This is a genomic window from Thermodesulfatator autotrophicus (genome assembly GCF_001642325.1).
Taxonomy (GTDB): Bacteria; Desulfobacterota; Thermodesulfobacteria; order Thermodesulfobacteriales; family Thermodesulfatatoraceae; genus Thermodesulfatator; species Thermodesulfatator autotrophicus.
This window is the reverse complement of record NZ_LSFI01000022.1, coordinates 15,508-41,923: the sequence shown is the minus strand read 5'-3', so window position 1 is coordinate 41,923 and position 26,416 is coordinate 15,508. Positions and strand designations below refer to the sequence as shown.

At 40.0% G+C, this 26,416-nt stretch carries 26 protein-coding genes and 1 tRNA gene; 16 read left to right on the top strand and 11 right to left on the bottom strand.

Translation table 11 applies throughout. The features are described from left to right. Positions 1–332 precede the first annotated feature (332 nt). From TH606_RS05740 to TH606_RS05710, 7 genes are all read left to right on the top strand, one after another. Positions 333–707, top strand: coding sequence for a PEP-CTERM sorting domain-containing protein (locus tag TH606_RS05740; RefSeq protein ID WP_068541969.1), 375 nt, complete (start codon positions 333–335; stop codon positions 705–707). Between the two features lie 312 nt (positions 708–1,019). Next, on the top strand, positions 1,020–2,150 hold the full coding sequence (locus TH606_RS05735; RefSeq protein ID WP_068541972.1) for a DegT/DnrJ/EryC1/StrS family aminotransferase: 1,131 nt from the start codon (positions 1,020–1,022) through the stop codon (positions 2,148–2,150). Then, positions 2,125–2,928 carry a sugar phosphate isomerase/epimerase family protein gene (locus TH606_RS05730; RefSeq protein WP_068541968.1) on the top strand — a complete coding sequence of 268 codons (804 nt, stop codon included), beginning with the start codon at positions 2,125–2,127 and terminating at the stop codon, positions 2,926–2,928. Before TH606_RS05735 ends, TH606_RS05730 begins: the two co-directional genes overlap by 26 nt. Positions 2,929–3,311: 383 nt before the next feature. Continuing rightward, the gene (locus TH606_RS05725) at positions 3,312–3,764 is read left to right on the top strand and encodes a prepilin-type N-terminal cleavage/methylation domain-containing protein (protein WP_068541967.1); all 453 of its coding nucleotides are present in this window, start codon (positions 3,312–3,314) and stop codon (positions 3,762–3,764) included. Next, positions 3,761–4,147: a prepilin-type N-terminal cleavage/methylation domain-containing protein gene (locus TH606_RS05720; RefSeq protein ID WP_068541966.1), complete on the top strand. Its 387-nt coding sequence runs from the start codon at positions 3,761–3,763 to the stop codon at positions 4,145–4,147. Before TH606_RS05725 ends, TH606_RS05720 begins: the two co-directional genes overlap by 4 nt. Beyond that, a complete protein-coding gene (locus TH606_RS05715) occupies positions 4,144–4,683 on the top strand; it encodes a PilW family protein (RefSeq protein WP_068541965.1) in 540 nt (179 codons plus the stop codon). Before TH606_RS05720 ends, TH606_RS05715 begins: the two co-directional genes overlap by 4 nt. A 23-nt stretch (positions 4,684–4,706) precedes the next feature. Beyond that, positions 4,707–6,056, top strand: coding sequence for a hypothetical protein (locus TH606_RS05710; protein ID WP_068541964.1), 1,350 nt, complete (start codon positions 4,707–4,709; stop codon positions 6,054–6,056). A gap of 694 nt (positions 6,057–6,750) precedes the next feature. Here TH606_RS05710 and TH606_RS05705 read toward each other — a convergent pair. The 11 genes from TH606_RS05705 to TH606_RS05655 form a co-directional block, all read right to left on the bottom strand. After that, entirely contained in the window at positions 6,751–7,881 is a 1,131-nt protein-coding gene (locus TH606_RS05705; protein WP_068541963.1) for a glycosyltransferase family 4 protein, read from the bottom strand. After that, the gene (gene asnB, locus TH606_RS05700) at positions 7,878–9,752 is read right to left on the bottom strand and encodes an asparagine synthase (glutamine-hydrolyzing) (RefSeq protein WP_068541962.1); all 1,875 of its coding nucleotides are present in this window, start codon (positions 9,750–9,752) and stop codon (positions 7,878–7,880) included. The genes TH606_RS05705 and asnB overlap by 4 nt, the downstream gene beginning before the upstream one ends. A 4-nt stretch (positions 9,753–9,756) precedes the next feature. Next, positions 9,757–10,884, bottom strand: a complete 1,128-nt coding sequence (locus tag TH606_RS05695) for a glycosyltransferase (RefSeq protein ID WP_068541961.1) — start codon at positions 10,882–10,884, stop codon at positions 9,757–9,759. Continuing rightward, positions 10,868–12,055 (bottom strand): TIGR03087 family PEP-CTERM/XrtA system glycosyltransferase, encoded by a 1,188-nt coding sequence (locus tag TH606_RS05690; protein ID WP_068541960.1) that lies wholly within the window; start codon positions 12,053–12,055, stop codon positions 10,868–10,870. Before TH606_RS05690 ends, TH606_RS05695 begins: the two co-directional genes overlap by 17 nt. Next, positions 12,052–13,059 (bottom strand): GNAT family N-acetyltransferase, encoded by a 1,008-nt coding sequence (locus tag TH606_RS05685; RefSeq protein ID WP_068541959.1) that lies wholly within the window; start codon positions 13,057–13,059, stop codon positions 12,052–12,054. The genes TH606_RS05690 and TH606_RS05685 overlap by 4 nt, the downstream gene beginning before the upstream one ends. Before the next feature lie 292 nt (positions 13,060–13,351). Next, positions 13,352–13,612: a type II toxin-antitoxin system RelE family toxin gene (locus TH606_RS05680; RefSeq protein ID WP_068541958.1), complete on the bottom strand. Its 261-nt coding sequence runs from the start codon at positions 13,610–13,612 to the stop codon at positions 13,352–13,354. Continuing rightward, positions 13,594–13,800 carry a hypothetical protein gene (locus tag TH606_RS05675; protein WP_068541957.1) on the bottom strand — a complete coding sequence of 69 codons (207 nt, stop codon included), beginning with the start codon at positions 13,798–13,800 and terminating at the stop codon, positions 13,594–13,596. The genes TH606_RS05680 and TH606_RS05675 overlap by 19 nt, the downstream gene beginning before the upstream one ends. A gap of 243 nt (positions 13,801–14,043) precedes the next feature. Next, positions 14,044–14,913 (bottom strand): XrtA system polysaccharide deacetylase, encoded by an 870-nt coding sequence (locus TH606_RS05670; RefSeq protein ID WP_068541956.1) that lies wholly within the window; start codon positions 14,911–14,913, stop codon positions 14,044–14,046. Beyond that, positions 14,910–15,716, bottom strand: a complete 807-nt coding sequence (locus tag TH606_RS05665; RefSeq protein ID WP_068541955.1) for a menaquinone biosynthetic enzyme MqnA/MqnD family protein — start codon at positions 15,714–15,716, stop codon at positions 14,910–14,912. Before TH606_RS05665 ends, TH606_RS05670 begins: the two co-directional genes overlap by 4 nt. A 3-nt stretch (positions 15,717–15,719) precedes the next feature. Then, complete coding sequence (locus tag TH606_RS05660) at positions 15,720–16,793, bottom strand: LptF/LptG family permease (RefSeq protein ID WP_068541954.1); 1,074 nt, start codon at positions 16,791–16,793, stop codon at positions 15,720–15,722. Further along, positions 16,794–17,891, bottom strand: coding sequence for an LptF/LptG family permease (locus tag TH606_RS05655; protein WP_068541953.1), 1,098 nt, complete (start codon positions 17,889–17,891; stop codon positions 16,794–16,796). Between the two features lie 37 nt (positions 17,892–17,928). On the opposite strand from TH606_RS05655, the gene TH606_RS05650 reads away from it, so the two are divergent. The 9 genes from TH606_RS05650 (at position 17,929) to TH606_RS05610 (ending at position 26,356) form a co-directional block, all read left to right on the top strand. Beyond that, positions 17,929–18,993 carry a VanZ family protein gene (locus TH606_RS05650; RefSeq protein WP_068541952.1) on the top strand — a complete coding sequence of 355 codons (1,065 nt, stop codon included), beginning with the start codon at positions 17,929–17,931 and terminating at the stop codon, positions 18,991–18,993. Between the two features lie 20 nt (positions 18,994–19,013). After that, the gene (locus tag TH606_RS05645) at positions 19,014–19,820 is read left to right on the top strand and encodes a hemolysin family protein (protein WP_068541951.1); all 807 of its coding nucleotides are present in this window, start codon (positions 19,014–19,016) and stop codon (positions 19,818–19,820) included. After that, positions 19,820–21,313: an apolipoprotein N-acyltransferase gene (gene lnt / locus TH606_RS05640; RefSeq protein ID WP_068541950.1), complete on the top strand. Its 1,494-nt coding sequence runs from the start codon at positions 19,820–19,822 to the stop codon at positions 21,311–21,313. Before TH606_RS05645 ends, lnt begins: the two co-directional genes overlap by 1 nt. A 32-nt stretch (positions 21,314–21,345) precedes the next feature. After that, a protein-coding gene (prfB, locus tag TH606_RS05635) for a peptide chain release factor 2 (RefSeq protein ID WP_157627875.1) occupies positions 21,346–22,483 on the top strand; the annotation gives its coding sequence in 2 pieces (ribosomal slippage) (positions 21,346–21,414 and positions 21,416–22,483; 1,137 coding nt in all). Positions 22,484–22,520: 37 nt separating this feature from the next. Next, a tRNA-Glu gene (locus TH606_RS05630) sits at positions 22,521–22,596 on the top strand. A gap of 142 nt (positions 22,597–22,738) precedes the next feature. Next, complete coding sequence (gene rfaQ / locus TH606_RS05625; RefSeq protein ID WP_068541949.1) at positions 22,739–23,860, top strand: putative lipopolysaccharide heptosyltransferase III; 1,122 nt, start codon at positions 22,739–22,741, stop codon at positions 23,858–23,860. Further along, positions 23,791–24,960 carry a glycosyltransferase family 9 protein gene (locus tag TH606_RS05620; protein ID WP_068541948.1) on the top strand — a complete coding sequence of 390 codons (1,170 nt, stop codon included), beginning with the start codon at positions 23,791–23,793 and terminating at the stop codon, positions 24,958–24,960. The genes rfaQ and TH606_RS05620 overlap by 70 nt, the downstream gene beginning before the upstream one ends. Further along, the gene (locus TH606_RS05615; RefSeq protein WP_082863541.1) at positions 24,957–26,063 is read left to right on the top strand and encodes a glycosyltransferase family 4 protein; all 1,107 of its coding nucleotides are present in this window, start codon (positions 24,957–24,959) and stop codon (positions 26,061–26,063) included. The genes TH606_RS05620 and TH606_RS05615 overlap by 4 nt, the downstream gene beginning before the upstream one ends. After that, a complete protein-coding gene (locus TH606_RS05610; protein ID WP_068541946.1) occupies positions 26,060–26,356 on the top strand; it encodes a hypothetical protein in 297 nt (98 codons plus the stop codon). Before TH606_RS05615 ends, TH606_RS05610 begins: the two co-directional genes overlap by 4 nt. Positions 26,357–26,416 lie beyond the last annotated feature (60 nt).

Sequence of the window (26,416 nt, the reverse complement as noted above, 5' to 3'; positions counted from 1 at the left end):
TTTTCGGACACAATTACTGAAATACTACCACGTACGCTGTACCTTCTTATTGGATTTATGACTATGGTTCTAACTTAAGCCTAGGAGATGATGATTATAAAAGAGTTTCTTTAGGATTTGATTTTTATTTTTATGGAGTTCTTTATAACGAAGTTTATGTTTCAAGTAATGGAGTTTTAAGTTTTGGAGGAGGTGTAAGATCATACCTCTCTTATATACCTAATAATTATATAAACTTACCTCTTATTGCCCCTCTTTTTGGTGATTTTAATCCCGGGGCAGGCGGAGCAGTTTATGCCAATGTTATAGGCTCCCCTGGTAACAGGAAATTTGTGGCCACCTGGCTAAATATTCCAGAATATCCAGATGTAGGCTCTAATACTTTTCAGGCTGTTCTATGGGAAAGATATAACATGATACAGTTCAGTTATCTCTCTTTAGATACCGATGGCTTTAGCGGTACTATCATAAACGTAGGGATAGATTCAAATACCGGGCTTTATATCAATTCTGCCAGCGGAAGAGACATCCCTCAGCTGGAAAGTAGTGATATCTTTTATATTCCCATTGATAATGTAGCCAGCAATTATTATCAGTCCTCTCACCCTGTCCCAGATCACCCTGTCCCAGAGCCTGCTTCTATTTTGCTTATGGCCCTGGGTGGTGGAGCGATTTTCGCCTACCGTTTGAGGAAAAGAAGTAAGTAGCTTTTTTACCAGGGGGCAAAATGCCCCCTGGTTTTGGTAAGCGTTTCTCTCCTGATTACCTCCTTCATGGCGCTTTCGCGTTCTTCCTGTGATATAGATTTTTGTATTAAGCCGGGTCATTTTACATTGCAGGGCGTTATCGCAGGGCGACATCTGATCCCTTCGTTATCCGGAAGATGGCCTTTCCTGCTGTCACTGCGAGGAGCCGAAGGCAACGAAGGAGTCTCCCTTAGCTTAATTGCCTGTCCCTTTTGCCGAAGAATTTTAATTTTTGGCAGACAAATTTACTTAATAAGGGTAAATTATGGGCCTATGGAATTCATTGACCTCAAAAAACAGTATGGCCTTTATCAGGAAGAACTAGAAGAAGCGGCTCTAAAAGTCTTAAGAAGCGGGCGCTATATCCTCGGCCCTGAGGTAAAAGAGCTAGAAGAAAAGCTAGCAGACTTTGTGGGTGTTAAATATGCCCTTGGTGTTTCTTCAGGTACAGACGCCCTTCTTCTTATTCTTAAAGCCCTTGAGCTTGGCCCTCAGGACGCCATCATTACCACCCCTTTTACCTTTGTGGCCACCGCTGAGGTTATAAGGCGTGTTGGGGCAAGAGTTATATTTGCCGACATAGACCCTAAGACTTTTCTCCTTTCCCCTGAAACCCTTGCGGAAGCCTTAGAAAAGGCCCGTAAAAAGGGGCTCAGGATACGGGCGGTTATAGCGGTGAGCCTTTTCGGGCTCCCAGCTTATTTACCCGAGCTAGAAGCCTTTTGTGAAAAAGAAGGTCTCTTTCTTATTGAAGATGCCTGCCAATCCCTAGGAGCAGAATGCAAGGGAAGAAAATCTGGCAGTTTCGGCATAGCGTCTGCCACTTCTTTTTTCCCGGCCAAACCCCTTGGGGCCTACGGTGATGCTGGTATGGTTTTTACAAATGACGAAACTCTTTACCATAAGATTGAGGCCCTTCGCGTTCACGGCCAAACTGAGCGTTATCTTCACCAGTACCAGGGGTTAAACGCTCGGCTTGATACCTTACAGGCTGCCCTTCTACTGGTGAAGCTTAAGTATTATTCCCGAGAGATAGAACTGCGCCAGAAGGTGGCTCAGAGATATCGTAAATATTTAGAAGATTTGCCGGTTGAGTTTCAATCTATCCCGGAAGGATGTCGTTCAGTGTATGCCCAATTTACCTTGCGCATACCGAAGAGGGATGACCTGGTAAAATTTTTAGCTGAAAGAGACATTCCTACTGCTATTCACTATCCGCGGCCACTTCACCTCCAACCTGCTTTTAAAGAACTGGGATATCACCAGGGCGACTTTCCACAAGCTGAAAAACTGGCTCAGGAAGTAATTTCTCTTCCCATGCATCCCTTTCTTGAAAGGGGAGACCAGGGAAAGATAGCTGAAGCTATAGGGGCTTTTTATGGAAGCAATTTCAGAAAAGATTAGAAAGCAGGTCCACTTAGCCCTGCCTATTGTTTTATTTGAAAAATATCTCCCTATAGCCCTTGAACAGGGCTTAAGCCTTGAAGTGGGCCTTGATGACGGGGCGCTTGATTTGTTTTCTCTTAGTGAATTTGAAAAGGCAGCCAAAATTCTTAAAAAGCATGCGATAAAATGTAGCGTCCATGGGCCTTTTAGAGATCTTTCTCTGGGTGCTCTTGACAGTGTTATAAAAGACGCGAGCCTTAAACGCCTGAAAGAGGCCCTTGAAATAGCTGCTCTTTTTGAGCCAGAGGTGGTGGTTTTACACACTGGCTACAGCCCTGCCTATCACCTGGAGCGAAGGGAAAAATGGCAGGAAGTGGCCAGGGAAACCTTAAGTTTGCTTGTCAGGGAAGCTGAAAGGTTAAATCTTAAGCTTGCGGTGGAAAACGTGCTTGAACCTGAGCCAAGCTGGTTAACAGGGGTGGTGGAAAAAATCCCTTCACCTAATTTGGGATATTGCTTTGATGCCGGCCATGCCTTAGCCTTTGCCAAATCTTCCTGGGAGCCCTGGCTAGAAGCTTTTAAGGATCGTCTTTTTGAGTTACATGTGCACGATAACGATGGCTCCTGGGATGACCATCTGCCCCCGGGCCAGGGCAAAATTCCTTTTGGGGACATTTGGGCCTACCTAGCCGGGCACGGGATAAAACCCCTTATTACTTACGAGGCCCATCGCGCGGAAGATGTTATCCCAGGGCTTGTATACTTGGAAAAGCTATTTGTTCAAGTTTCATGGTAAAAGAGACATTTTGTGGACTTAATCTAACGTAGCAAATTCAAAGCCTTTGAGATTGCTTCGTTCCGTTCGCAAGACATAGAAAAAGAGGCTTGCAATAACAAGTAAAGTAGTCCGCGAATGACATCCTATTTTGTCCTTCTACTTGCGTCCACGTGGTAGAATTCAGGTGAAATTTAACGGAAGGACCTCTGTGGGAGCTCCAAAAGTTCCAAGTAGGGGATCAAAAGCAGACAGAATTCAATGGAGTTTTTACAAATTTTGATATTGTTTTCGTAAGCAGAACGCAAAAAGGATTTTTAGAGGTTCCATAAAAAATACCCAAAATTAATCCCCCCTGCTCTGCTAGCCGATAATTATAAAAGAAATATCAGCAGAGGTGGGCATTGAATAAAAAAAATCAGAAAATTTTTAAAATATATGGCTTAACTCTTATTGAACTGCTTTTGGTAATAACCCTTGTAGGCTTTTTAGCCTCTATTGCTATTCCAGGTGTAACTGGCTGGATAAATAGAGCAAAAGTTAAAAATGTAGCCTATGAACTTTTAAGCGATATTCAATATGTCCAATCGTTGGCCTTAGCCAAAGGTGAAAGTAAAATAATATTTTCCAGCAATAGTTATACTGCAGAGGCTGATGGAAATACAATTTTTACCAAAACTATACCATCTGGTATAACAATTTCGGCAAGTTTTACGTTATCCTCAAATATCTTAGAATTTGAAAGAAACAAACTTCCAACCTCAAATGGAACAATAGAAATTTCAGGATATGGGATTACCTATAAAATAATAGTCAGTCATATATCTGGAAGAATTAGAATGGAGACATCACCATGAGAGGATTTAGCTTAGTAGAAAGTTTAGTTGCTATAATTATTTTTTTAATAATAATTGTTGCACTGGGGCCATTATTAATAACTGGAATTAAAACTGCAAAAATTAATGAAATGAGAGATGAAACATTATATAAAGTTAATAAAGTCCTTGAGCATCTTATCTCAAAACCCTACGATGATTCATGTTTAGATGTAGGAACAAATAATACATGCCAAAATGATAATGGTTGCTGTGGAGATGAAAGTGGAAATAGCAATATAGGCTGGACTGTACTAAACGGATCAGAAAATAACACAAAAAAGATAGAAGTTACAGGAGTTTTTAATTATTTAGGGCACACGGGACAGGTAAAAATTGGATATATAAAAGGAAACTGGCCATGAGAAAAAAAACAAAAAACAAGGGGTTAAGTCTGGTTGAGTTATTAGTAGCTACTGTTATATCTTTACTGATAATAGCAGCAGGAACTACTTTCTGGATGCAACAGAATAAAGTTACCGCTAAGGTAATAAAAAAAACTTACGCAGAATCTGTAATTTTTCAAATAGCAGAAATAATAAGCTCAGACTTAAGAAAAGCTGGATATGGGAATGCTACTGATCCAATAGTTTGGGACAATAGCACAAAAATTTTATCTATAAAATATGTTGACTATGAAAGATCTGGATGTGCAAATGAAACATATGGCAATAATAGCTGCAGTTTTTTAATAAAGTATAAGCAAGAAAATGATAGCTTAAAAAGAGAACAAAATGGAAGTGGATTTCAGGCAATGAATGATCCTCAAGTAGTAAAGATTACAAAATTTGATGTTGATATTGATATTATTAACAAAACAGTAGAATTTAAAATAGAAGCAACCGCTGAGCTAGGAAGTTTTGCCATTACAAATAAAGTAAAATGCCGCAACTGGAAATAAAAGGAAAATAAAAGGAGGAAAAGATGAACCAAAAAGCCTTTGCTTTCATAACCACTCTGGGCATAATGTTGGTTCTAACTATTGCCGGCACTTTAACCACCAACATGATTATGAATAGAACTAAAAGCAATGTCATTACCAGGGATTCCATTATAGCTCTCCGCATAGCTGAAAGCGGTGCTGAAATAATTTTAAGCAAATTTAAAAATGGTAATATTACATGTAATAACAATCTTTGTTCTCCTAATAGCGACAATAAAACTATTTTAGGAGGAAATTATACAGCAACTTTATCATATGATAGCAACACAAAAACAGTCACTATTAATTCAATAGGTCATTACAAGACAGCAAAAAGAGAAGTGGAAGTTATCATTAAACTAGGCAAAGATTTTTACCCATTTGCCGTAAATGGCCAATTAACTATTAACAGTTTTCAAGATACGGGTTCTGGTAATTGGACTGATGCTACAATGACAGCAAATAGTTTTAATATCCCTGAGAACGACTTTGTGAGTGCTAATTTCACTATAATAACTAAAAGTAATTTAGATTTACCAAGAGCTTCTGACTTGAATATATCTTTTCCTGATGCAACTGATTGTGACTATGGTGACTATAGTAGTGACCAGACTTTTACAAAAGATTTTAGCGATCAAAATCAAGATGGAAAAATAATAGTTTGTGGCAAAAATATTACTTTAGATGATGCTTTAATAAAGTTTAATTCTGATTTAATTATAGCAGCTAAGGGTGATATAGAATTTACACAAAATACTACTTTAAAAAGAGATAACACAGGGCCTACTGTTAGTCTTTCTTTGATATCCGAAAAAGAAATTAGACTTGATTATAATGCTAATATAGATTTTGCTGGAGCAGACGATGGTTTTAATCTAATGCTTTATGCAAAAGAAGGTATAATAAGTGAAGATACTACAGGACAATTTATCTCTATTTCTGGTAATCAGAATAAAACAAATGTTTCAAATGTATTTTTAATTACTCCTGAAGAAATACTAGTTAATAGGGATTTAATAGATGATACTGCTACTACTAGAAATGATGTTAATTTTTTGATTTGGGCTGATAAGGGCATTAGTAGTTCTAATGGAGGTTTTGATATAAGTGGATCTTCCGATACTGTAAGAAATTTTTCTATTATTGTAGCAGATGGAAATGCAAGCTTTGATAAATGGTCATTTAGTGGTAGTGAAGATAGATCTGGATTAACTTATGAAGAAATAAAAAATTATTGTGAAAATGGAACCGTCCTAGGTATTCCATATGATTTCATAAAAATTTACTGTGATTTAAAAAATCTCATAGATGATAATAAATATTTTCAAATTACAAGTTGGAAAACTTATTAAAAAAGCTGAAACCTTTGCAAAATGATCGACTATCAATTTTTTTTCATAAAAAATAAAGGAGATAAGCATATATTTGCGAAAAACAACAAACAGCTAACTACCAGAGTTTGACAGTTCCTAGGCAAAATTAAGGAGTCCCAAAAATTAAATTCCTTAATTATTAAGGGTTTCAAAAAATTGGCTCTAGCAATTCGCAAAAAAATCATAGTAACATTCATAGTAACACAATTTTAAATTTAATTTTTGACAAACATAAATTATTCGTCTATATCAGTAGTATCATGTTTAAAGGAGAGAACTTTCAAGGATATGCGTGGTAGAGATTGAATACGAGAAGGAAGGGCGAAAGGATCGGATTCTCAAGTGGACGGATGGTAGTTCTTTAGTGAGGAAGCATACAAAGCGTTTAGGCTTAAGATTTTTGGTGAACTTGAGATTTTTCCTGATGAGGAGAGCAGGGGTTAATTTTAGTGCCAGATAATTTCCTTTAAAGAAGACCTCTAGTACTCACGCCTAGTTTTTAGCAATCTCTCGTAATACTTGTGTGGCAAGGGATAGCGGCTTTTTGTGTATCTATCAACTGTCAAACTCGGGCCTCTTGTCGGCGTTATTTCTTTAGAGCGTAAAAATGTCAAATTTCGGAAATTTCGGGAAAAGGAGCAATCAAAGATGAAAATAATAGTTAGAGGGTTGGTTAGTAGCGGTTAAGGCTGTTCGCAAGGTCCTGATAAAGGGCTTCGTATTCTCTGGCCATGCGTTCAGCGGAAAACTTTTCGGTTACTATTTGGCGGGCTTTCTGGCTTAATTTTTCTCTAAATGTGTAATCTTTCTTTAAAAAGGCAATTTTCTGGGCTAAAGCCTTTTCGTCTTCAGGCGGAAAAAGAAGCCCTCCCTCTCCGTCCTCGCAAACTAAGTCCTTTATCCCTTCAATGGCTGAGGCCACCACGGGTTTTCCCATCCCCATGGCTTCCATAAGGCAGCGGGGAATGCCTTCAAGACGCGAGGGAAGCACAAAAACATCAAAGCCTCGTAAAAAATTAAGGCGGTCCTCCCGATAGCCGGTAAAGTGAATCTTATCTGAAATGCCCAGTCTTGCTGCCAGGGCCTTTAGGTCCTCTTTTAAAGGACCTTCGCCCACCACAAAGAGAAAACAGTCTGAAAGTTCTTTATAGGCCAGGGCCTTTAGTAAAACATCAAGACCTTTACGGTGAATAAGCTGGCCAATATAGCCCAGGATAAAAAAGCCTTCCTTTTTACGGGCAAGTATTTCTTCGGGCACGTCTTTTACCGCTTCAATCTCTGAAAGATCAACAGCGTTTACGATGAGGGTGAGCTTGCGCTTAAGCCCGGGAATACGCAGAAGGCCTTCGTATATCTCGCGAGAGAGGGGAGCTACCCTATCAAAGCCCAGAAAAACCAGGCGATTTAAAGCTTCATAAATAGCAAGCTTAAGATCTGGCTCTTTGCTCCAGCCGTGAGGTGTAGCCAGGATTTTGGTTTTAAGCCCCCTGGTGGCCAGAAAGCCTGCTAAATCCTGCTTGTATCCGTGAGTGTGAAGGATATGAATGCCTTTTTCTTTCAGATAGGCCTTAAGTTTTCTAACCGCCTGGGGGTTAAAGCGGCCGTAAGCTTCAATAGCCATTGTTTCAAAGCCAAGCTTTTCTGCCTCGGCAAGAAGGGGAGCGTCGAGAGTGGGGTCGTCACGAATAACTCCCACGATGGTTTCAATCTTTTCCCGGTCAAGATACTTAATAAGGGCGAGAATCCAGCGCTCGGCTCCGTAAAGCCCGGTGGGGCTCCCCAGCTGCAAGACTCTTATCTTCATAGCAAGAACTCCTTTTCCCAGAGCCGAAAAATCATAAGCCCCCAGAAAAACACACCCAGATTAAGACGGCCAGAAAGATGTTTCTGCCATAGGGCCTTAACTTTTTTTCGCTCTAAGTGTTGCCACAAACAAGAATCGCGAGTATCAAGAGCCTCTTCCATAAAAGGTCTGAGTTTTCCTCTTAGCCATTCAGCTTCAGGCACCGCAAAACCTCTTTTAGGCTTTGAAATTAGCCCTTCTGGTAAAAATCGTTTTAACGCCTCGCGCAAAATTATTTTTCCAGTGTTCCCGCGGACTTTTAACTCCAAAGGCAACCTCCCGGCAAATTCTACCAGTTGATAATCAAGAAGTGGCGAGCGCACCTCAAGGGCCACAGCCATGCTCATACGGTCCACCTTAACCAGCACGTCTTCTGGAAGATAAAAATGCAAGTCAACAAACTGAGCCCGGCTAACCGGGTCAATCTCCCGGGTTTTCTGGTAAAGAGGATAGACCCACTCAAATGGAGTGGCCCCATCAAGTTCTTTTTTAAACTGCGGTGTATAAACCTCTTCGCGCAGGTCCACCGGTAGCCAGACCAAATCCTGATAAAAGGCCCTGGCATCTGAAACAGCAAGGTTTTGAAAGATGGTCTTAAGACGCAAGGGCCTGGGTAGCCATGACGCGCGAGGGTAAACCGCTCCCAAAAGCCTGAAAAAGGTGCTCCTTAATGGCAGGGGAATTTTTTGGCGCAGGCGGCTTTCAAAAAGATGCGGCAAATAACGAAAGGTGTAGCCGCCAAAGGATTCATCGCCTCCATCGCCTGACAAAGCCACCGTAACATTTTGTCTGGCCATCTGGCAGACGTAATAAGTGGGAAGGGCACTTGAGTCTGCCAGGGGTTCGTCAAGGTGGTAGATTATTTTGGGTAGAATCTTTGCGGCCTCAGGCTTAACTAGGTACTCGCGATGGTCAGTACCAAGAAAACGGGCTATCTCTCTGGCCAGGGGAAGTTCGCTTCCGGCCTCATCGTCAAAGCCGATGCTATTAGTTAGCACTGGTCTATCCAGTAGGCGGCTCATCTGTGCCACCACCAGCGGTGAGTCAATCCCCCCTGAAAGAAAGGCCCCAAGCGGAACATCACTTATAAGCCTTGTAGAGACAGCCTTTTCAAAAAGGGTTAAAAATTCTCCAAGGGCTTCGTCAAGGGAGTAGGCCCTGGGAGAAAAGTTAACTTCCCAGTAGCGCTTAAGGGTTAAGCCTTTTTCTGAGAACACGGCCAGGTGGGCCGGAGGGAGTTTTTTGATGCCGCTAAAAATGCTTGCCGGTGAAGGCACAAAACCAAAGGAAAAAAAGCAGTCAAGGGCCTCAGGGGCAATCTTTTTTTCAGGAAGGTCTGCTAGCAAGGCCTTTATTTCTGAGGCAAAAACCAGGCGGCTATTAGTCAGCCGATAGTAAAGAGGCTTCTTACCCAGGCGGTCCCTGGCCAGAAGGAGTTTCCTCTCTCGAGCGTCCCACAGGGCAAAGGCAAACATGCCTGAAAGCCTTTCCACACAGTTTTCACCCCATTCACGGTAAGCCTTAAGAATTACCTCGGTGTCACTTCGGGTTTTAAAACTGTGTCCTAGGTTTTCAAGCTCTTTGCGCAGGTCAAGGAAGTTATAAATTTCACCGTTAAAAATCACGCAAAGCTCTTCGTCTTCCATAGGCTGGCGACCGCTTGAAAGGTCTATAATAGAAAGACGCACGTGCCCGAGCACAGCCTGGTGGTCTCTAAAAATTCCCTCTTCGTCAGGGCCGCGGTGCTTTAAAAGTAAAAGCCCTTTACGCACTAGGACTTTATCTTCTTCAGTAATCCCTGAAAAATCTATAAGGCCAACGATACCGCACATTTGTCTAAGTTGTCTCCAGCTTTTGATACAAAGTTTCAAAATTTTTAATCATCTTTTCAAAGGTAAATTGCTCTTCAAAGCGCTTTCTGGCGTTTTCTCCCAGCCTGGTTCTTAAGTTTTCGTCTTCAGCGAGCAGAAGAAAGGCCGCAGCCATCCTGGTAAAATCATCACTTGGCACAAGGAAGCCGGTTTTGCCATCAATGACTATCTCTGGATTTCCTCCTACCGTGGTAACTACGGGAGTAAGGCCTACGGCCATGGCTTCAAGCAGGGCAAGGGAGGTTCCTTCGCTAAAGCTTGAAAGGGCAAAAATATCAGCTACCTGCATCAATTTAACGGCGTCTTTCCGAAAGCCAGTGAACACTATATCTTTTCCCAGGCCGAGCTCACGAGCTAGCGCTTTTAGCCTGGAAAACTCTGGCCCATCACCAATGAGAAGGCCTTTTATCTTAGGTAGTTTCGTCCTGGCAAGGGCCAGGGCCTTAAGCAACATGGGAAGGTTCTTTATAGGGTCAAAGCGCCCCACTGTGGCTATAATCAAGTCATCTGGATTAAAACCAAGATCTTTCCTAAGGTGCAGACGCTTTTCGGGAGAAATCACTTCAGGTGGCCTTATGCCGTTATAAATTACTTTTATGCGTCTGGGGTTAAGGCCTTCGTATCTGGCAAGTCTATCTCTAACCTCCCTGGAAACAGCAATTATTTCGTCAGCCATAGGGGCCAGCACCAGGCGGTTAAATATGTTTTTAAGACGCTTCAGGGTTTCAGGATAGTGGCGGCCGTGTTCGTGAAAAATAAGTTTTGGCCGGCGTTCCACATGCCTGGCCAGCCCGGCATAAAAAAACGGTGTGTATTGATGGGCGTGCACCAGGCTTACCTGGTTTTCTCGCCAGAGACGGCGTAACTCAAAGACAATATTTAAATCAATACCAGGTTCTCTAAAAAGTGGAAAAACAGGGATTCCTTCTTCCCTTAAGGCCTGGCCCCATTCCCCTGGTTCTTCAAGGGTTATTACCAAAACTTTAGCTTTAGATTTAAAGGCCCGGGCAAGTTCGCAGACCAAGCGTTCGGTGCCCCCGGGGTTTAAGGCATGGGCCACATGACATATAACGGGCTTAGGGTAAAAAGGCATCAAGCACCTCTAACTTTTTTCCCCAGGAATAGTCATTTTCCACCCGTTTACGGGCGGCCTTACCTATTTTTCGGGCCATTTCCTTTTCTTCAATAAGTTTTAAAACTTTTTGGGCAAAACTTTGGGTATCTCCGGCCAGGAGCAGTTCTTTTCCTTCAATAAAACTTAGACCTTCTGCCGCTTGAGGGGTGGCCACCACTGGCCTGGCCATGGCCATGGCCTCTAACACCTTGTTTTGAATGCCGCGGGCAATTCTTAAAGGGGCCACGCAAACTTGGGCCTGGGCCAGATAATCCCTCGTGTCCCTCACAAAACCCGTTATTTCAATGCCGGGTTCTTTAGACAAAGCTTTTACTTCAGGTAAAGGGTCTTTACCTACTATGTAGAAAGTGGCCTGGGGGTGTCTCTTTTTCACCAGCGGCCAGATTTCTCTGGCAAACCAGATGACTCCCTCGGCGTTGGGCCAGTAATCCATGGCCCCTGTAAAGGCCACTGCCGGCTTTTTAAGCTCAAGCCCTGGCTTATAAGCCGGGTTAAAAAATGCGAGGTCAACACCATTTTCAAGTACAGTTATTTTTTCACTTTGGGCTACCTTTTCTTTGAAAAGCTCCGCTTCAGCTGCTGACACCAGAAACAGCCGGTCAAAAATTTTAGTGATTTTTTGTTCATAAGTTCGCATGCGTCTGGCTTCAAGGGCGTATATAAAACGCCAGGGAACCCCCGACTTTTCGGCATAAAGATGCCACTTTTCAGAGTCAACGTCCATGAAGTCAAGAAAAAGGGCGGCTCTGGTTTCGGGCCCACGGAATACATATTCAGCTGCCGGGGCACAGGAACAAAAAATAAGACTTATTGGACCTTCTTTTACCAGCTGATTATATCGGGCCTGTAGTTCGTCAGCGTAAAAATATGCCACCGAAAGACTCCCTCGGTGCAAGGCCTTAAGAGAAGCCAGTTTGCGCCACTTTTTGGGTTTAAAGTGAAAGAAGAACTGTTTTAATGGTAGGTCAAGGCGCTTTACTTCTTCAAGGTCTCTTTCCTCATCTAGATGGCAGATAAGGCTTACTTCATAGCGCTTACACAGGTGTTTCAGGATATGATAAGCCCGCAATTTATCGCCTTTGTTAGGTGGGAAAGGGAAGCGATGGGCAATGAAAATGGCCTTTTTCATAGAGGAATACGACCCCTTAACCTGGAACCTAAAGAATTAGCTATTTTCTTAGGAATTTTAGGCCAGAGTTTTTCCACCAAGGGCCTTATTCGGGAAACGCCTTCTTCATGCTTTGGCACTCGGTACCAAAAAAGGGGCTTTTCCTGCGCTCCCCATTGTTTTTTAAAGCGATAGGTACCGCTTCCAGGAGTTGAGCGGCCAAAATCAAAGATTCTGGCTCCTTTTTCCACGGCAAGAGAAAGCATCTTCCAGTAAAGGAGCATATTTGGACTTATGCGCTTGTATGCCCTGAGTGAAGAGGCCCAGGGGACGGTAGCCCCTTGCGGACTAAAAAGTAAAATACCAGCGGCAAGTGGCTTTTCTTTAAGATGCACCAGCACAACTTTTGCGTTTTCGCCATAAAAAGAAAATAGGGCTTTGAACCAGGCAAGAGAGTGCGGCGGAGAGCCAAGATAATGCATATTTTCTGTATAAATTTGATAAAAGGCAGGGATAAGCTCTATTCCGCCAGAGATGGCCTCTGCCCCTTCTTTCATGGGGCGGCGCACCTGGCTGCGCACCTTTGATTTGAGGGATTTCCAGAGGGCCTCGTTATCTTCAGGTAGTGGTAAAAGAAGGCGCACCTTGTTTACCTGGCCTGTATTTTCTGGAAGAAAATCAGGAGCTTCAGGAAATCTTATTTCAAGGGGGCCTATTTCTTGCGCCAGGACGTTGGCTTGATAAATAAGGGCCTTTTGGATTTCTTCACTTCCAGCAAGAGGGCCAGCGTAGTCACAAAAAGGAAGAGAGATAAGGCTTTTTTTTCGCAAACCTTTAAAAATAACCAGAGGGAGCGTGCCTGCAGCTTCTTTTCCTTCATAGGCTAGTAAAATAAGCGGGCTGTGGCCGTAGGCCGTAGCTACTGCCTTTAACCAGCCAAGAAAGTGATAAGGCCCTGGCAAGAAACCTTTAATCAGTTCGTCCCAGTTAGAGACTTCATTTAAAAATAGTTTTTTAACCCTCATCAACCAGCTCTTTTATGCTAACTGTAGGCAGTGGTTCTATTAATGGGAGCATTTTTTACATTACAGGGCGTCATCGCGAGGCGACGTAGTCGCCGTGGCGATCTCAGATCCCTTCTGCATTGTTCGAGACGGAGATTGCTTCGCTTCGCTCGCAATGACAAAAAGAGAACTTGTAATGACAGCCCTAAAATTGTCATCTGTTTTATGCTCTCATTAATAAAGATTTTAAAACTTCCTGAACGGTGCAAAAGAGAAAACTTTTAAAAGGTTTTTTTAAAACGAATTGTTAGAACTATTTCTTATAAATATCTCCCCTCGGTCCTATTTTTACTACTAAAATGATGCGTTCTTTTTTATAAACTTTGATTAACATTCTATATTTCCCAAATCTTAATCTATAGATGTCTTTTTCTCCTTCTACAGGTTTTATGTCTATTTTTTCTTTATTCATCAAAAGATTTAAAATATTATCTATTTTTTTCTGATAACTTTTTTGTAAGGTCTTATAACTTTTGTATGCCTGTTTTGAAAATTCTATGCGCCAAATGGCCATGAAATAGTCTCTTTATTCTTTAATTCCTGTTCAGCTCTTTCTATTTCTAGCTTTTCTTCAGTCGTTAGGGGTGAAGAGTCTTCTTCTAAAAATACTTTTTCAAAAATTTCTAGCTTTTCTTCTTCATTTAGTTTTTTTAACATTTCAATTATTATATCTATTGGAATAGAAACATTTTTTACTTTCATATTATGTCTCCTGAGAGGTTTTATAAATTTATAGTTCCAAATTATTAATGGGAGCTTTTTACGTTACAGGACGTCATCGCGAGACGACGTAGTCGTCGTGGCGATCTCTAGCGTTCGGCCATAGACGGGTTTGTCGCTTTGTGGCTTGCCATGACAGCACCAAAATTGTCATCTGTTTTGCTCTCCCATTAATAACACTTGAAATTTTATGTCTTTTTTATCTATCAAAAATTTAAAAGTTTTTTAACCCTCATCAACCAGCTCTTTTATGCTAACTGTAGGCAGTGGTTCTAAAGATTTTAAAACTTCTTTTACCGGTGCAAAAGAAAAATCTTTTAAAAGTTTATGGAATCTTTTTTTTGTTTTCGTCAAATTCTGATAATGTCTGAAGCGCGATTTTAAGGGGGCTTTAATGCGGGGTTGGTCTGGATCAAACTCCCAGGGATGAACGTAAAAAACAAAGGGAAGCCCGTCTCTCTTGTTGATACGCTTAAGAAGAAACCTGGTAAAAAAATAGGGGAAAAGCCTGAAATAACCCCCTCCTGCCACGGGAATATTGGTTTTCCCAAGGCGAGCGGCTGATACAGGGAACTCCTTGAGGCCTGTATCTTTAATCACAAAGGGATAGCGCGGGGCATTGGGAAGACCGTAAAGATCATGATAAATGGGAAAGATGCTTGAATCGTAGGCATAGCCCTCCTCGGCAAGAATTTCAAGCCCCCAGAGGGTCTTGGGAGTAATGGAATAAGTTGAGGCCCGAAAACCTGATACTTTTTGCCCGGTAATGTCTTCAAGGATTTTTTTGCTTTCCCGGGCTTCTTCGCGAAATTTTTTAGGGGTGAGGTCAAAAAGGGGTTTGTGGCTCACGCCATGAGAAGCGATTTCATGGCCTGCTTCGGCTATTTGTCTGATAAGCCCAGGATATTTCCTGGCCACCCAGGCCAGGCAAAAAAACGTGGCTTTAACGCCTTTTTGGGCCAGTATGTCCAGGATTAGCCTGGTGTTTTTTTCAACCCGCGAGGGAAATTTATTCCAGTCCTCAGGTTTTACTACCTGGGCAAAGGCCACTACCTGAAAATATTCTTCTACGTCAACGGAAAGGGCGTTAATCATGTAAGCTCCACAAATTTAAGTTCAGGAAGCCTGGGGATTTCCCTGCGCCTTGCCAGGTGCCTGAAAAATACACGCAAGGCCTCCTGTTTTAAGCCTGAGAGATCATATTCAATACCTTTCAGGTAAACCAGGCATTCGTCTTTGCCAAGAGTGGTAAGCCTCTGGCAAGAGCTGGCGATCTGGCACAGAGCCGCTGCTCCCTTGGCTCGAGAAAAGTAAAGCTCTCTAGCAAAGGCAATAATTTCTTTTCTTTTACTCTGCCAGGCTTCTTTTCTGATAGCAAAAACGGCAAAAACAAAGGGAAGTCTTGTATGCTCCATCCAGAGGGCTGCCAGGTCGTGGCTTTCTATAAAGTTATTTCGGCCCCGGAGAACAAGGGCTTCGTCCCCAATGGCAAGATAGGCCGAGGACTTGAGACTTTCTTCATAGGTGCCGGTACGGTAAACAGGTCTTAGAGCGCAAAAGTCTTCAAGTAAAAGTTTGAGTAAAGCCACCGAGGTGGCACTAGCTCTGGTGAGCACTATCTCCTGGCTGGAAAGCTTTTCAAATGGCAGGCGAGTAAAGAGAATAACACTTCCCACCCGCCCGGTGGCTGAGATAGAAATATCTGGCAAAAGGAGATATTTTTCGGCGTTTAAGGCGTACTCAAAAGAGGATATAAGGGCCATATCTAGTTTGCCGCTGGCCAGATTAAAATTCAGCTCAGTGGGATGCCCTTCAAATATTTGCCAGGAGGCCCTTTTTTCAAGGCCCCAGATAAGCGGAGCGGTATTTAAATAAGAAACAAGGCCTATATTTAGCATAATTTATACCCTGAAAACTCTGAATAAAGTCAAGCCCGAAAAAGCCAGAAAAACAAGGCCTAAAGCTTGGGCTATAAAGGGTGAAATGAGCCCTTTGTCTCCAGTGTATTTAAAGAGCATAAAAACGAGAAGTCCTGTGGCCATAAAAAAGAGGCTCAAGCCAAGGCCTTTACCTAAAGAGGCGCGGCCGTGTTGTTTCATAAGCCATGGAAGTGAAAACAGGAACAAAGGCACGGATAGGAGAGGATAGCAAAGACGATAAGCTATTTCGCTTTCTGTAAGAATAGCAGGAAGCCCTGCCTGTTCTAGAAAGGCCCGCTGTTCCCAAAGTTCTGGTAATGTGTGAAAACGCGGAGTGCGTTTAACCAGCATCACCGTTTCTGGGTCAAACTCAAGCACCAGGGAATATTCTTTGAACCACCTGGGTGTGAAGTTTTCTTTTTTTTCTTTTATGACGCCATTTTTAAAAATCCAGCGGCCTCTTTCAAAAAAAGCTTCTTTGGCCCAGACAATGCGTAAAGGGAGACCTTCTTTATCTACTTTGGCATAGACAACATCTCTTACATAGGTAACAGACGAAGAAATAATCTGGCCAATAAAAAAAGAATCAGCCCCCTTAAAGTGAAGTTTGCCTTTTATTATTACCCCTTCTGGGCTTCTTTTTTTGACTTTGGTCTCCCAGAGGAATAATGCCTGATAAGTAGTTTGAGGCATAATGTTATCTGAAATAATAATGAAAAGAAAAGAAAGAGCCAAAGAAAAAACTACAAATGGAAAAAGTAGTCTAGATGCGGAAAATCCTAATGTTCTAAAAGCAAGTAGTTCATTCCCTCTGGATAAGAAAGCAAAAGCTAAAATTCCTGCCAATGTTAAGCAAAGTGGCCATAGGTTAAAAAGAACTTCAGGTAATTTTAAAGCAACATATTCAGCTAATATATAAATTGAAACTTTAGCTCGGACTACATTGTCAAGCTTATCAAAAAACTCTATTAAAGAGTAAATTCCAACAAAAAGAGGAAAGGTTAATAAATTGATAATTAAGTAGGGCTTTAGAAGATAGTTGATATATATCTTCATTTAGTGTGGCCTTATTATTTGCTTCTTTGTTAAATAGAAAAAGAAAATTAATATTAAAACCAATAAAACATTAGGAATATTCATGGCTAATTGAGGTGGTAAAATTTTACTTTCCGCTAAGCTGACACCTATAGACTGTGAGAAATAATATCCAAGATATAAAACGATAGCAATTACACCTCCTGTGACTCTTCCTGAAGTTTTTATCATTGCTCCAAGATAGGAGCCTATAAGTGGCAAAAAGAAGGCCGCCCAGGGAAAAGAAAGCCTTCTATAATATTCAACTAAATATTTTACTTGTTTATCGTCTCCTTCTGGAAGTGATAAGGCTTTACTTTTTAATTCTTTAAGGCCCATTTCTCCTCGGCTGGGTGTTCTTTTTTGGTTCAATTCCTTAACTTGGGTGCGATAAATATAAGTCTTGAATTGAATTTCCTGGATAGAAGAAAAGTCTTTATTGACTATATGAAGACTACCTTCGTTAAGGGTTAATTCTATAGAGCCTTTTTTAAAGTGAAAGTTTCCTTTACGGGCGAATATTAGTCCTTTTTTATTGCTTTGGGTTTCATCAATAATAAAGGCTACCGCAAAATTTTGTCCTTTCTTCCAAGAATCTTTGACAAACAGAGTGATTCCAGGAGTAATAGGGACAAAAGCTCTGGCAGGTATGCCTTTTTCTATCTTTCTCTTGGTGAGTTCAAAAAGAAAAGTCCGGTAAGCGTGTTTGCTCCAGGGGAGATAGGCAAGGGTAACAAAATAAGACAGCAACAAAGTAGCTATAGAGAACACTAGAACCGGCCGCATAAGCCTTTCAAAAGAAAGACCAAGGCTTTCTAAAGCCAGCAATTCTTTATCCTGAACAAGCCTCATAAAAAGGAAAATAGAAGCCATAAGAGCGGCCAAAGGTAAAAGATAGGCCAAAAAAAAGGGAATAAAAAAGCTTATAAGTTTTAAATAGTCTTTAGCGGTAAGGTTTTCTTCTGCTAACTTAACTAATAAACTTATGAACCTGGCCAGGAGCAAAAGAGAAGTAAGGCTAAAAAGGGTCAGGAAAAAACTTTTCCAGAGTTCAAGGCTTAGATATCTAAAAAGAATCATGCTTTAACTTTACCAAAACTAAAATTAGGAGCTACCTTTGAACAGGAAAACGGCTACACTTTTTTTACTAATTTCTTTACCCATTATCGTCTATTTAACTTTGTACCCTTTTGTTTTTTCTGAAAAAATTAGCGAACTAGAGCTTGAAATTTTTTTCTCGAGCCGAAAGCATCATTCGCTACCTGATATTTTTAGTAATTTTTTGCTATTTTTCCCTGTAGGTTATTTTTGGTTTTATGCTGCTCGGGTTCGTAATAAATGGCTTTCAGGGGTAACTTTACTGTTTTTTGCCTCTATATTTTCTTTTACTCTTGAATTTTTTCAACAATTTTTGCCGGAAAGAATTGCCACTCTTATTGATGTGGCCTCAAATACCTTGGGAGCAATAGCTGGTTTTTTAGTGGCCCCTTTTTTGACTTTACCTAAAAATTCCAGGTTTAGCCTTGATGAATACTTTGCCATGTTTATGGCCTTTTATCTTTTATGTGAGCCTTTTTTACCTTCTCTTGATATTGGAGACTTAAAACACAAAATAAAAACTCTTTCCTGGGATTTTAGCTTTACCAATATTTTTCTTTCGTCTTTTTTTATAAGCTACGCGTTTAAAAGATTTTCCTGGACCTATCTCTTACTTTTTTGGTCTCTGCTAGAAGGTTTCAGGTTTTTAGTGGTAAGTATAGTTATAAATCCTGTTAAGTCCTTTTTGCGTTTAGTTTTGGCAAATTTTTTTATTACTTTCTTTAAACGAAGAGGTTTTTATATCTGGACTTTTGCTCTTTCCTATCTTCTTGAGGCCTGGGCACCTTTTCTTTGGCGTCACCCTTCATTCAAGATGGAAGCCTTAATTCCTTTTAAATATTTTTATGACAATGTCTCTTTTGCTGCTATTTTCTCTCTTTTTAGAGAGCTTTTTTGTTTCGTTTTTTGGGGGCTTATCCAGGGTTCTCTTGTGGGGGCTATTTTGCTTTCTTTTATAGCGGAGGTTGGCCAGCTTTTTATAGTTAGTCGGTATGCCGATGCTACCACTATTTTTCTAGCTGTTTTAGGTACACTTTTAGGAAAAAGCCTTTTGGCCCCGCCAAATAAGATTAAATTAAAGTAAAAAACGTAAGGAGGTTTTTCTTGTCCGAGGAAAAGCCATCAGTTCTCAAGGCTATAAAAGAAATTTTCAAGAAATCCCCTCAGGAAGAAGCCAGAGAATTTACCGAAGAAATAACAGAACTAATAGAAGAAGGAGAAGATAAAGGGCTTCTTTCCCCTGAAGAAGGGGAAATGATTATCAACATACTCGAAATTCGTAATATCCCCATACGAGAAGTCATGGTTCCTCGTAAGGACATAGTGGCCTTTGAGCTTAATTCTGATTTTGAAAAAATAATAGAAACCGTTTTTAAAAAACCCCACAACCGCTATCCGGTTTATGAAAAAGACCTTGACCAGATTGTAGGCATAGTTCACTTAAAAGATTTGTTTCGGTTATGTAAAAATGATGATGCTCCGAGTATTAAAGAGTTTTTAAGAGAACCTTACATTATTCCCGAAAATCTCAAGTTAATTGACCTTTTGACTGAATTCAGGAGACGCAAAGAGCAGTTTGCCTTGGTGATTGATGAAAGCGGCGTTATTGTAGGCCTTGTTACCCTCATTGATTTGTTTGAAGAAATCCTCGGAGAAGAAACCCCGGTTTTTCCTAGAGACCAGGAAGGCTGGTACATAGCTGATGGTTTAGTTAAGATAGACGACGTTGAAAGAATTTTGAAAATAAAGCTTCCGCGTGGGCCTTACGAGACTATTTCTGGCTTTATAATTAATCACACCGGTCGTATACCTGAAAAGGGAGAAAGATTTCGCTTTGATGGATTTCAGGTGGAAATTCTTTCAGCTGACGAAAGACGAATAAAAAAAATACGCTTCAGGAAAGATTTTTAATGTGGCCTTACTTTTTAGCCATAATTTCTGGAATTTTACTTTTTCTGGCTCACCCTAAAGTTGACTTTTCTTTTTTAGCCTTTTTTGCTCTGGCATTCACCCTTGAGGCCATAAAGATTTCCCGCCAGCCTTTTAGACTCGGTTTTTTAACTGGTTTTATCTATTTTTTTGGCCTTTTTTACTGGCTTATAAATGTAATGACTGATTTCGGAGGGCTCCCTTTTTTAGCTGCGGTGGGGACACTTTCCTTACTGGCTGCGTATCTTGCTTTGTATCTGGCTATTCCCTTCTGGCTCTCTGATAAACTTGGTTTGTTTCGCCCAGGGCCCCTAAATGCCTTTTTCTGGGCGGCTCTTTTTACTGTCTTTGAGTTTTTACGAGTAAAAGTGCCTTTTGCTTTTCCCTGGGGTTTTTTGGGGGCCACTCAATACAAAAATCTCTTTCTTATTCAAATTGCCTCTATTGGCGGAGTTTACGCTGTTTCCTTTGTGCTTTATCTCATTAACTACGTTTGTTTTGCTTTTATTTCAGAACAAATAAAGGCCCGCAATACCCTGGCTTTAGGCTTACTGGTTCTGCTTGGGGCTTACTTATACGGAGCTAAAGCCCTTAATTTTGAATATTCTGGCCCATCTCAAAAAGTAGCCCTTATTCAGGGTAATATTCCGCAGGAGTCTAAATGGACACCTCCATCAAAAATTGAAAGCCTTAAAAAGTATTTAAGGCTTTCACAAAAAGTTCTTCAGGAAAAGCCAGAGGTAATAATATGGCCTGAAACAGCTTTACCCTTTTTCTTTGGTTTTGAAAAAGAACTCAGCGAAAAAATAACCCGCTGGGTTTCTGCTAACAAAGTCTATTTAATTTTGGGAGCCCCTCGCTTAGAACGAGAGGGCGATAAGTATAAAGTCTTTAACAGCCTTTTTTTAATTGATCCGAAGGGCCAGATAAAAGCCATTTACGATAAGCAGAGGCTTGTGCCTTTCGGTGAGTTTGTTCCCTTTGAGGACACTTTTCCCTTTTTGCGAACTTTTGCCGTGGCTGCCGGAGGCTATAGCCCTGGTCCAAATCATGCTCCTCTAGCGCTAGAACCTGAGAAGTCCTTTGGGGGCTTGGTTTGCTTTGAAAGTGTGTTCCCGGATTTAGCTCGTGAGCAGGTGTTAAAAGGCGCCACAGCGCTTCTGGTGGCTACTAACGATGCCTGGTTCCGTACCAGCGCTGGGCCTTATCAGCATTTTGCTCAGGCGGTTTTCCGAGCGGTGGAAAACAGGCGATATTTAGTAAGAGTAGCTAATACCGGAATTAGTGGCTTGATAGATCCCCACGGCCGCATTATACTTCAAACTCCCCTCGAAAAAGAGGCGTATCCTACAGTAGTAGTCAAACATTTACCTGATAAAAGTTGTTATACTAAATATGGTGATTGGTGGCCTATTACCTGTGCTTTTAGCATTTTGCTTTTAATTATCAAAAACTGGTGGGGGAGGAGGAAATGAAAAAAAGAGTAATAGAAGCCAAACCAGGGTTAATGACTCTTAACCCGGCAGAGATAAAAATGCAGATTGAAAGGCTTTCTGAGCGTATATCAAGCTTAAGGAGGTGCCTTTGATCCTGCTGGGAAGAGAGAGCGCCTTAAAAAGTTAGAAAAAGAATTGGTTAAAGAGGGATTCTGGGATCGTGAAGATGCCAGAGAAGTTTTAAGAGAGCGAGCCCGCCTGGAAGACCTTTTATCTGCCTGGGAGAGGCTTGAACAAGATTTTGAAGATGTAAAAATTCTTTTTGAGCTAGCCATTGAAGAAAATGACGAAGAGACTTTGAAAGAAGTGCAAAAGCGTCTTAAAAATCTTGCTTCGGCCATAGAAGACGAAGAGGTAAAACTTTTTCTTTCCGGCTCTCACGATTCTTCAAATGCCATAGTTACCATACACGCCGGAGCTGGTGGCACTGAAGCCCAAGACTGGGTTGAGATGCTTTTACGCATGTACCTTCGCTGGGCTGAGAAAAAAGGCTTTAAAACCAGAATAATAGATATTCTCCCTGGAGAAGAGGCAGGCATTAAGTCCGTAACTTTTATCGTAGAAGGCCCTTACGCTTATGGACACCTTAAAGCAGAGTCAGGAATCCATCGCCTGGTAAGGATTTCTCCCTTTGACGCCAGTGGAAGGCGTCATACTTCTTTTGCTTCGGTTTCAGTAATCCCTGAGATAGAAGAGGACATTCAGATAGAGATAAGGCCTGAGGACTTAAAGATAGAAACCATGCGTGCCAGTGGCCACGGCGGCCAGCACGTAAACAAAACCGAAAGTGCCGTGCGCATTACCCACCTGCCCACGGGGATTGTGGTGCAATGCCAGAACGAGCGTTCACAGCATCGCAATAAGGCCATTGCCATGGCTATTTTAAAGGCCAGGCTTTATGAACTTGAGCGCCGCAAGAAGGAAGAAGAACGCCAGAAACTTTACGGCGAGAAAAAAGAAATTGCCTGGGGTAGCCAGATACGCTCTTACGTGTTACAACCTTACCGCCTTATTAAGGACCACCGCACAGGCGTGGAAGTAGGTAATGTGGAAGCTGTGCTTGACGGAGATATAGACCAGTTCATAAGGGCCTATCACTTAAAAATGGCCAATACGTCAGAGAAATCTACTAAGGAGGCCGTTTCTTGACAGGTCTCTTAAGGCTGGCTAACTTTAGGAATGTTACGGCCCCATCGTCTAGTGGCCTAGGATACTGGCCTCTCACGCCAGAGACCGGGGTTCGAGTCCCCGTGGGGCCGCCAAAAAATTCCTTCCACCCTCATTTTAGGTATTTTAAAATATGTGTGTTTAGATTGCTTTGTCAGTTTTTTAAACTTCCCCTCAATGACAAAAAGAAAAGTATTATTACGAGCAAAGCAAAACTATTTTTACTTAAAGGCCTTAATGAAAATCCTAGCTATAAAATTCAAACAAATAGGTGATGTCCTTTTACTTGAGCCCAGTTTGCGATTTATAAAAGAGACTTTCCCTAAGGCAGAACTGACTGTTTTGGTAAATGATTTTACTGCCCCTGTTTTGCGCCATGCTCCTTATATAGACCATCTAATAGCTTATGACCGTTCTTTGAAAAAATTGTCTTTAGTCCGCCGTATTAAAGGCGAATGGCAGTTTATTAAAACGTGGTATAAAAATAAATTTGATTTAGTAATTTCTTATTCTGCTGGTGATAGGAGCACATTTTATAGTCTTTTGGCTAAGGGAAAATATAAGGTTGGTTTAAAAACCAATAAAGATTGGAAAAATAGAATTTTTGATAGTTATTATCAAATACCAGATACACATACTGTTTTACAAGATTTATGGCTTACTAATAAAGCTTTTAGGCTTAATGATATCTTTAATAGTAATATTAAGCCAAATTTATATTTGACTGATGAGATTAAAGAAAAGTCTTTTTCTATTCTTGAGGGTCAAGGAATTAGTAAAAAAGATAAAGTAGTTTGTTTGCATCCAGTAGCAAACTGGTTTTTAAAATGTTGGAGACCAGATTTCAATGCTAAAATAATTGATTTCTTTTTAAAAGAAGGGATTAGAGTTATAATTACTTCAGGGAAACAGAAACGAGAAGTTGATTTTGTAAATGAAATTTTAACTCACGTTTCTAATAGTAAAGGCTTAATAAATCTTTCTGGTAAAATATCTTTAGAATTATTAGGAGGAATATTATTTCATAGTGATTTATTTTTTGGAATAGACACTGCTCCTATGCACATGGCAGCAGCTTTAGATAAGCCAGTAATAGCTCTTTTTGGTCCTACAGGAAAACACAATTGGGGCCCTTGGGAAAATGGACTTTCTCATACCGATTGGTCATCTCCCTATAAAAAAAGAGGCACCCAAAAATGGGGGAAACACCTCGTGATTCAAATGGACTGGGATTGTATTCCTTGTGGAGGTAAAAAGGTCCTTTGTAAGTGTGATCTTAAAAATCCCAGATGTTTAACAAGCCTTTCTCCAGAAAAAGTTATCAATCATTTGAAGAATTATCTTTTGGAAATTTTGTAATTATGGGTTTATATCAACGCTTTTTAGAACTATATCTAAAAACAAGGAAAGACTTTAAAGTCTATCCTCTTGAAAAGCTAAAAGAACCTCCCAAAAAGTTTCTAGTGTTTTCTATTACTGCTCTTGGGGATACCCTTTTCTCTATCCCTGCTATAAAAAGCTTGAAACTATCCTTTCCTAACTCTGAATTAATTGCAGTAATTAATCACAAATGGGTTCCGCTTTTTGAAAGCTTTCCCTACATTGATAAATTGTATAATTTTAAGAAAGGTATTTTAAATATTTTTTCATTGGGAAGAAATCTTAGAGAAGAAAATGCGAAAGTTGCTCTTATTTTTCACGGAAATTATCCCGAAGATATTCTTCTTTGTATGTTAAGTGAAGTAAATTTTATTTTAAAATCTCGTCTTAATTCAAAATATATCAATTATTTATCTTTTAAAGATTTTGATGTAAATACTCATGCTATAGAAACAAGACTTGCCTTAGTAAAGGCTATTGGAGGAAAAAAGATTACAAAAGAAATGGAATTAGAACCTCTTTTAGATTTAAGTATCAAAGAAAAAATAAACACAAGCTTTTCAATATTATCTTCTGAAAGCAGAGTTATTGGATTTCAACTCGGAGCATCTTATATGGCAAAAACGTGGCCTATTGAGCATTTTGTACAACTTGCTAAGAACTTATCTATAAGAGGAAATTATTTCTTTGTATTAATTGGTAGTAAAAATGAAAAAAAACTAGGGAAAATTTTTGAGAGATTTTATCCATATAAAAACTTTTTAAACTTTATAGGTAAAACCTCTCTTAAAGAACTACCTTATTTATTAAAAAAACTAGATGTTTTGATTACTCCTGATACTGGTATTCTTCATTTGGCTATTGCTCTTAAAGTACCTACTGTTTCTCTTTTTGCATTGACTAATCCCATTTATAATGGCCCTTATCAAGATTTAGAGCTTCATAAAGTTATTTCTAGAAGCGAAGGCTTAAAATATAGCCATTTAAAAAAGAAAAAAAGACCTCAAACACCTATGGAATCTATTTCTCCTCAAGAGGTACTAAAACAAATAGAAGAGGTACTAAAAATAAAGAAATGAGATTAACATTTTATAATGTTACTACTACCAATAGAATAGGAGGTATAGAGACATATTGCTGGGAAATGGCAAAGACTTTGAAAGAACTTGGCGTAGAAGTTGAACTTATCTCTGGAAACGGCACTATTATTAAGTATTCACAGCTAAATTTAAAGACCTTTCCCTTTAAACCTCGTGAAAAATTTCCTGATTTTGGAAATCGTTTTAGAAAACTCCTGGAAAGACTAAGCTTTTTAAAAAGTTCTAAATTGTATTTAGAAAATTCTTTCTTTGATGTACTACTAATTTTTAAGCCTTTTGACTTTGTGGCAACTTACTTTGTAAAAAAAAGGAATCCTAAATGCCTTACTGTATTTATTTCTGGAGGAGAAGATTTTTGGCATTTTGACAGATTTTTTTTAAAAAGCGTGGATTTAGTTATTTCTGTAAGTAAAGAAAATGCAAGGCTTCTGAAAAAACGCTATAGAAAAGAGGCGATAATAATTCCAAACGGAGTAGATGTTAATAAATTTAAGCCCTATAAAGAAGAAAGAAAACGGCTTAGAGAGAATTTTAAAATTGAAGAAAAAAAGGTGCTTTTAAGTGTGGGAAGAATAGTTGGCTGGAAGGGGTATCAGCTGGTAATAAAAGCTCTTAAAAATCTTCCTTCAGAATATGTATATGTGCTTATAGGAGACGGGCCTTATTTAAAAGATTTAAAGCTTCTTGCTAAATCTCTTGGTGTAGAGAAGCGGGTATTTTTTCTCGGAGCCAAGGAACACAACGAGCTTCCTCGTTTTTATTCTATTGGAGATGTATTCGTCCAGCCAAGCGTTGGGCACGAGGCTTTTGGAATTACAGTGATAGAAGCTATGGCCTGTGGACTGCCTGTGGTGGGAAGTACAAGCGGAGGCATAAAAGAACTTATAGAAGATGGATTTAATGGCTTTCTTTTTGAAAAAGGAAATTTAAAAGATTTAACAGAAAAAATTCAAACTGTTTTTAAATGTAAAAACATTTTTAAAAATAATCCTCGCAGGTTTGTAAAAGAAAATTATAGTTGGCAAATTTTAGGAAAGAGATTGTTAAACACCTTAGAAGAAAGGATTAGAGAAAAAAGATGAAAAAAGTTGTAATGATTGCAGGGCCTTGGCATCCTGTTCCTCCTATAAAAGGAGCAGCTGTAGAAACCTGGATTTACGAAGTTTGCAAAAGACTCATAAAATATCAGGCTCATGTCATTTCTATAGGTTCTGAGTTTTTGCCTGAGAGAGAGTTTAAAGATGGCATATTTTTTTACAGAATTAACTTTGGGAGACTTTACAAAAGAATCTTCCAAAAATTTTTAGGCTGGGATGTTTATTCTTATGATGATAGAATTTTAAAAATTTTAAAAAAATTAGACCTGATATTTTGAAAATTCTGAAAAAAGAAACAAAATAACAAAAAATGCATTGGCTTTAGTAAAAACCCGTTT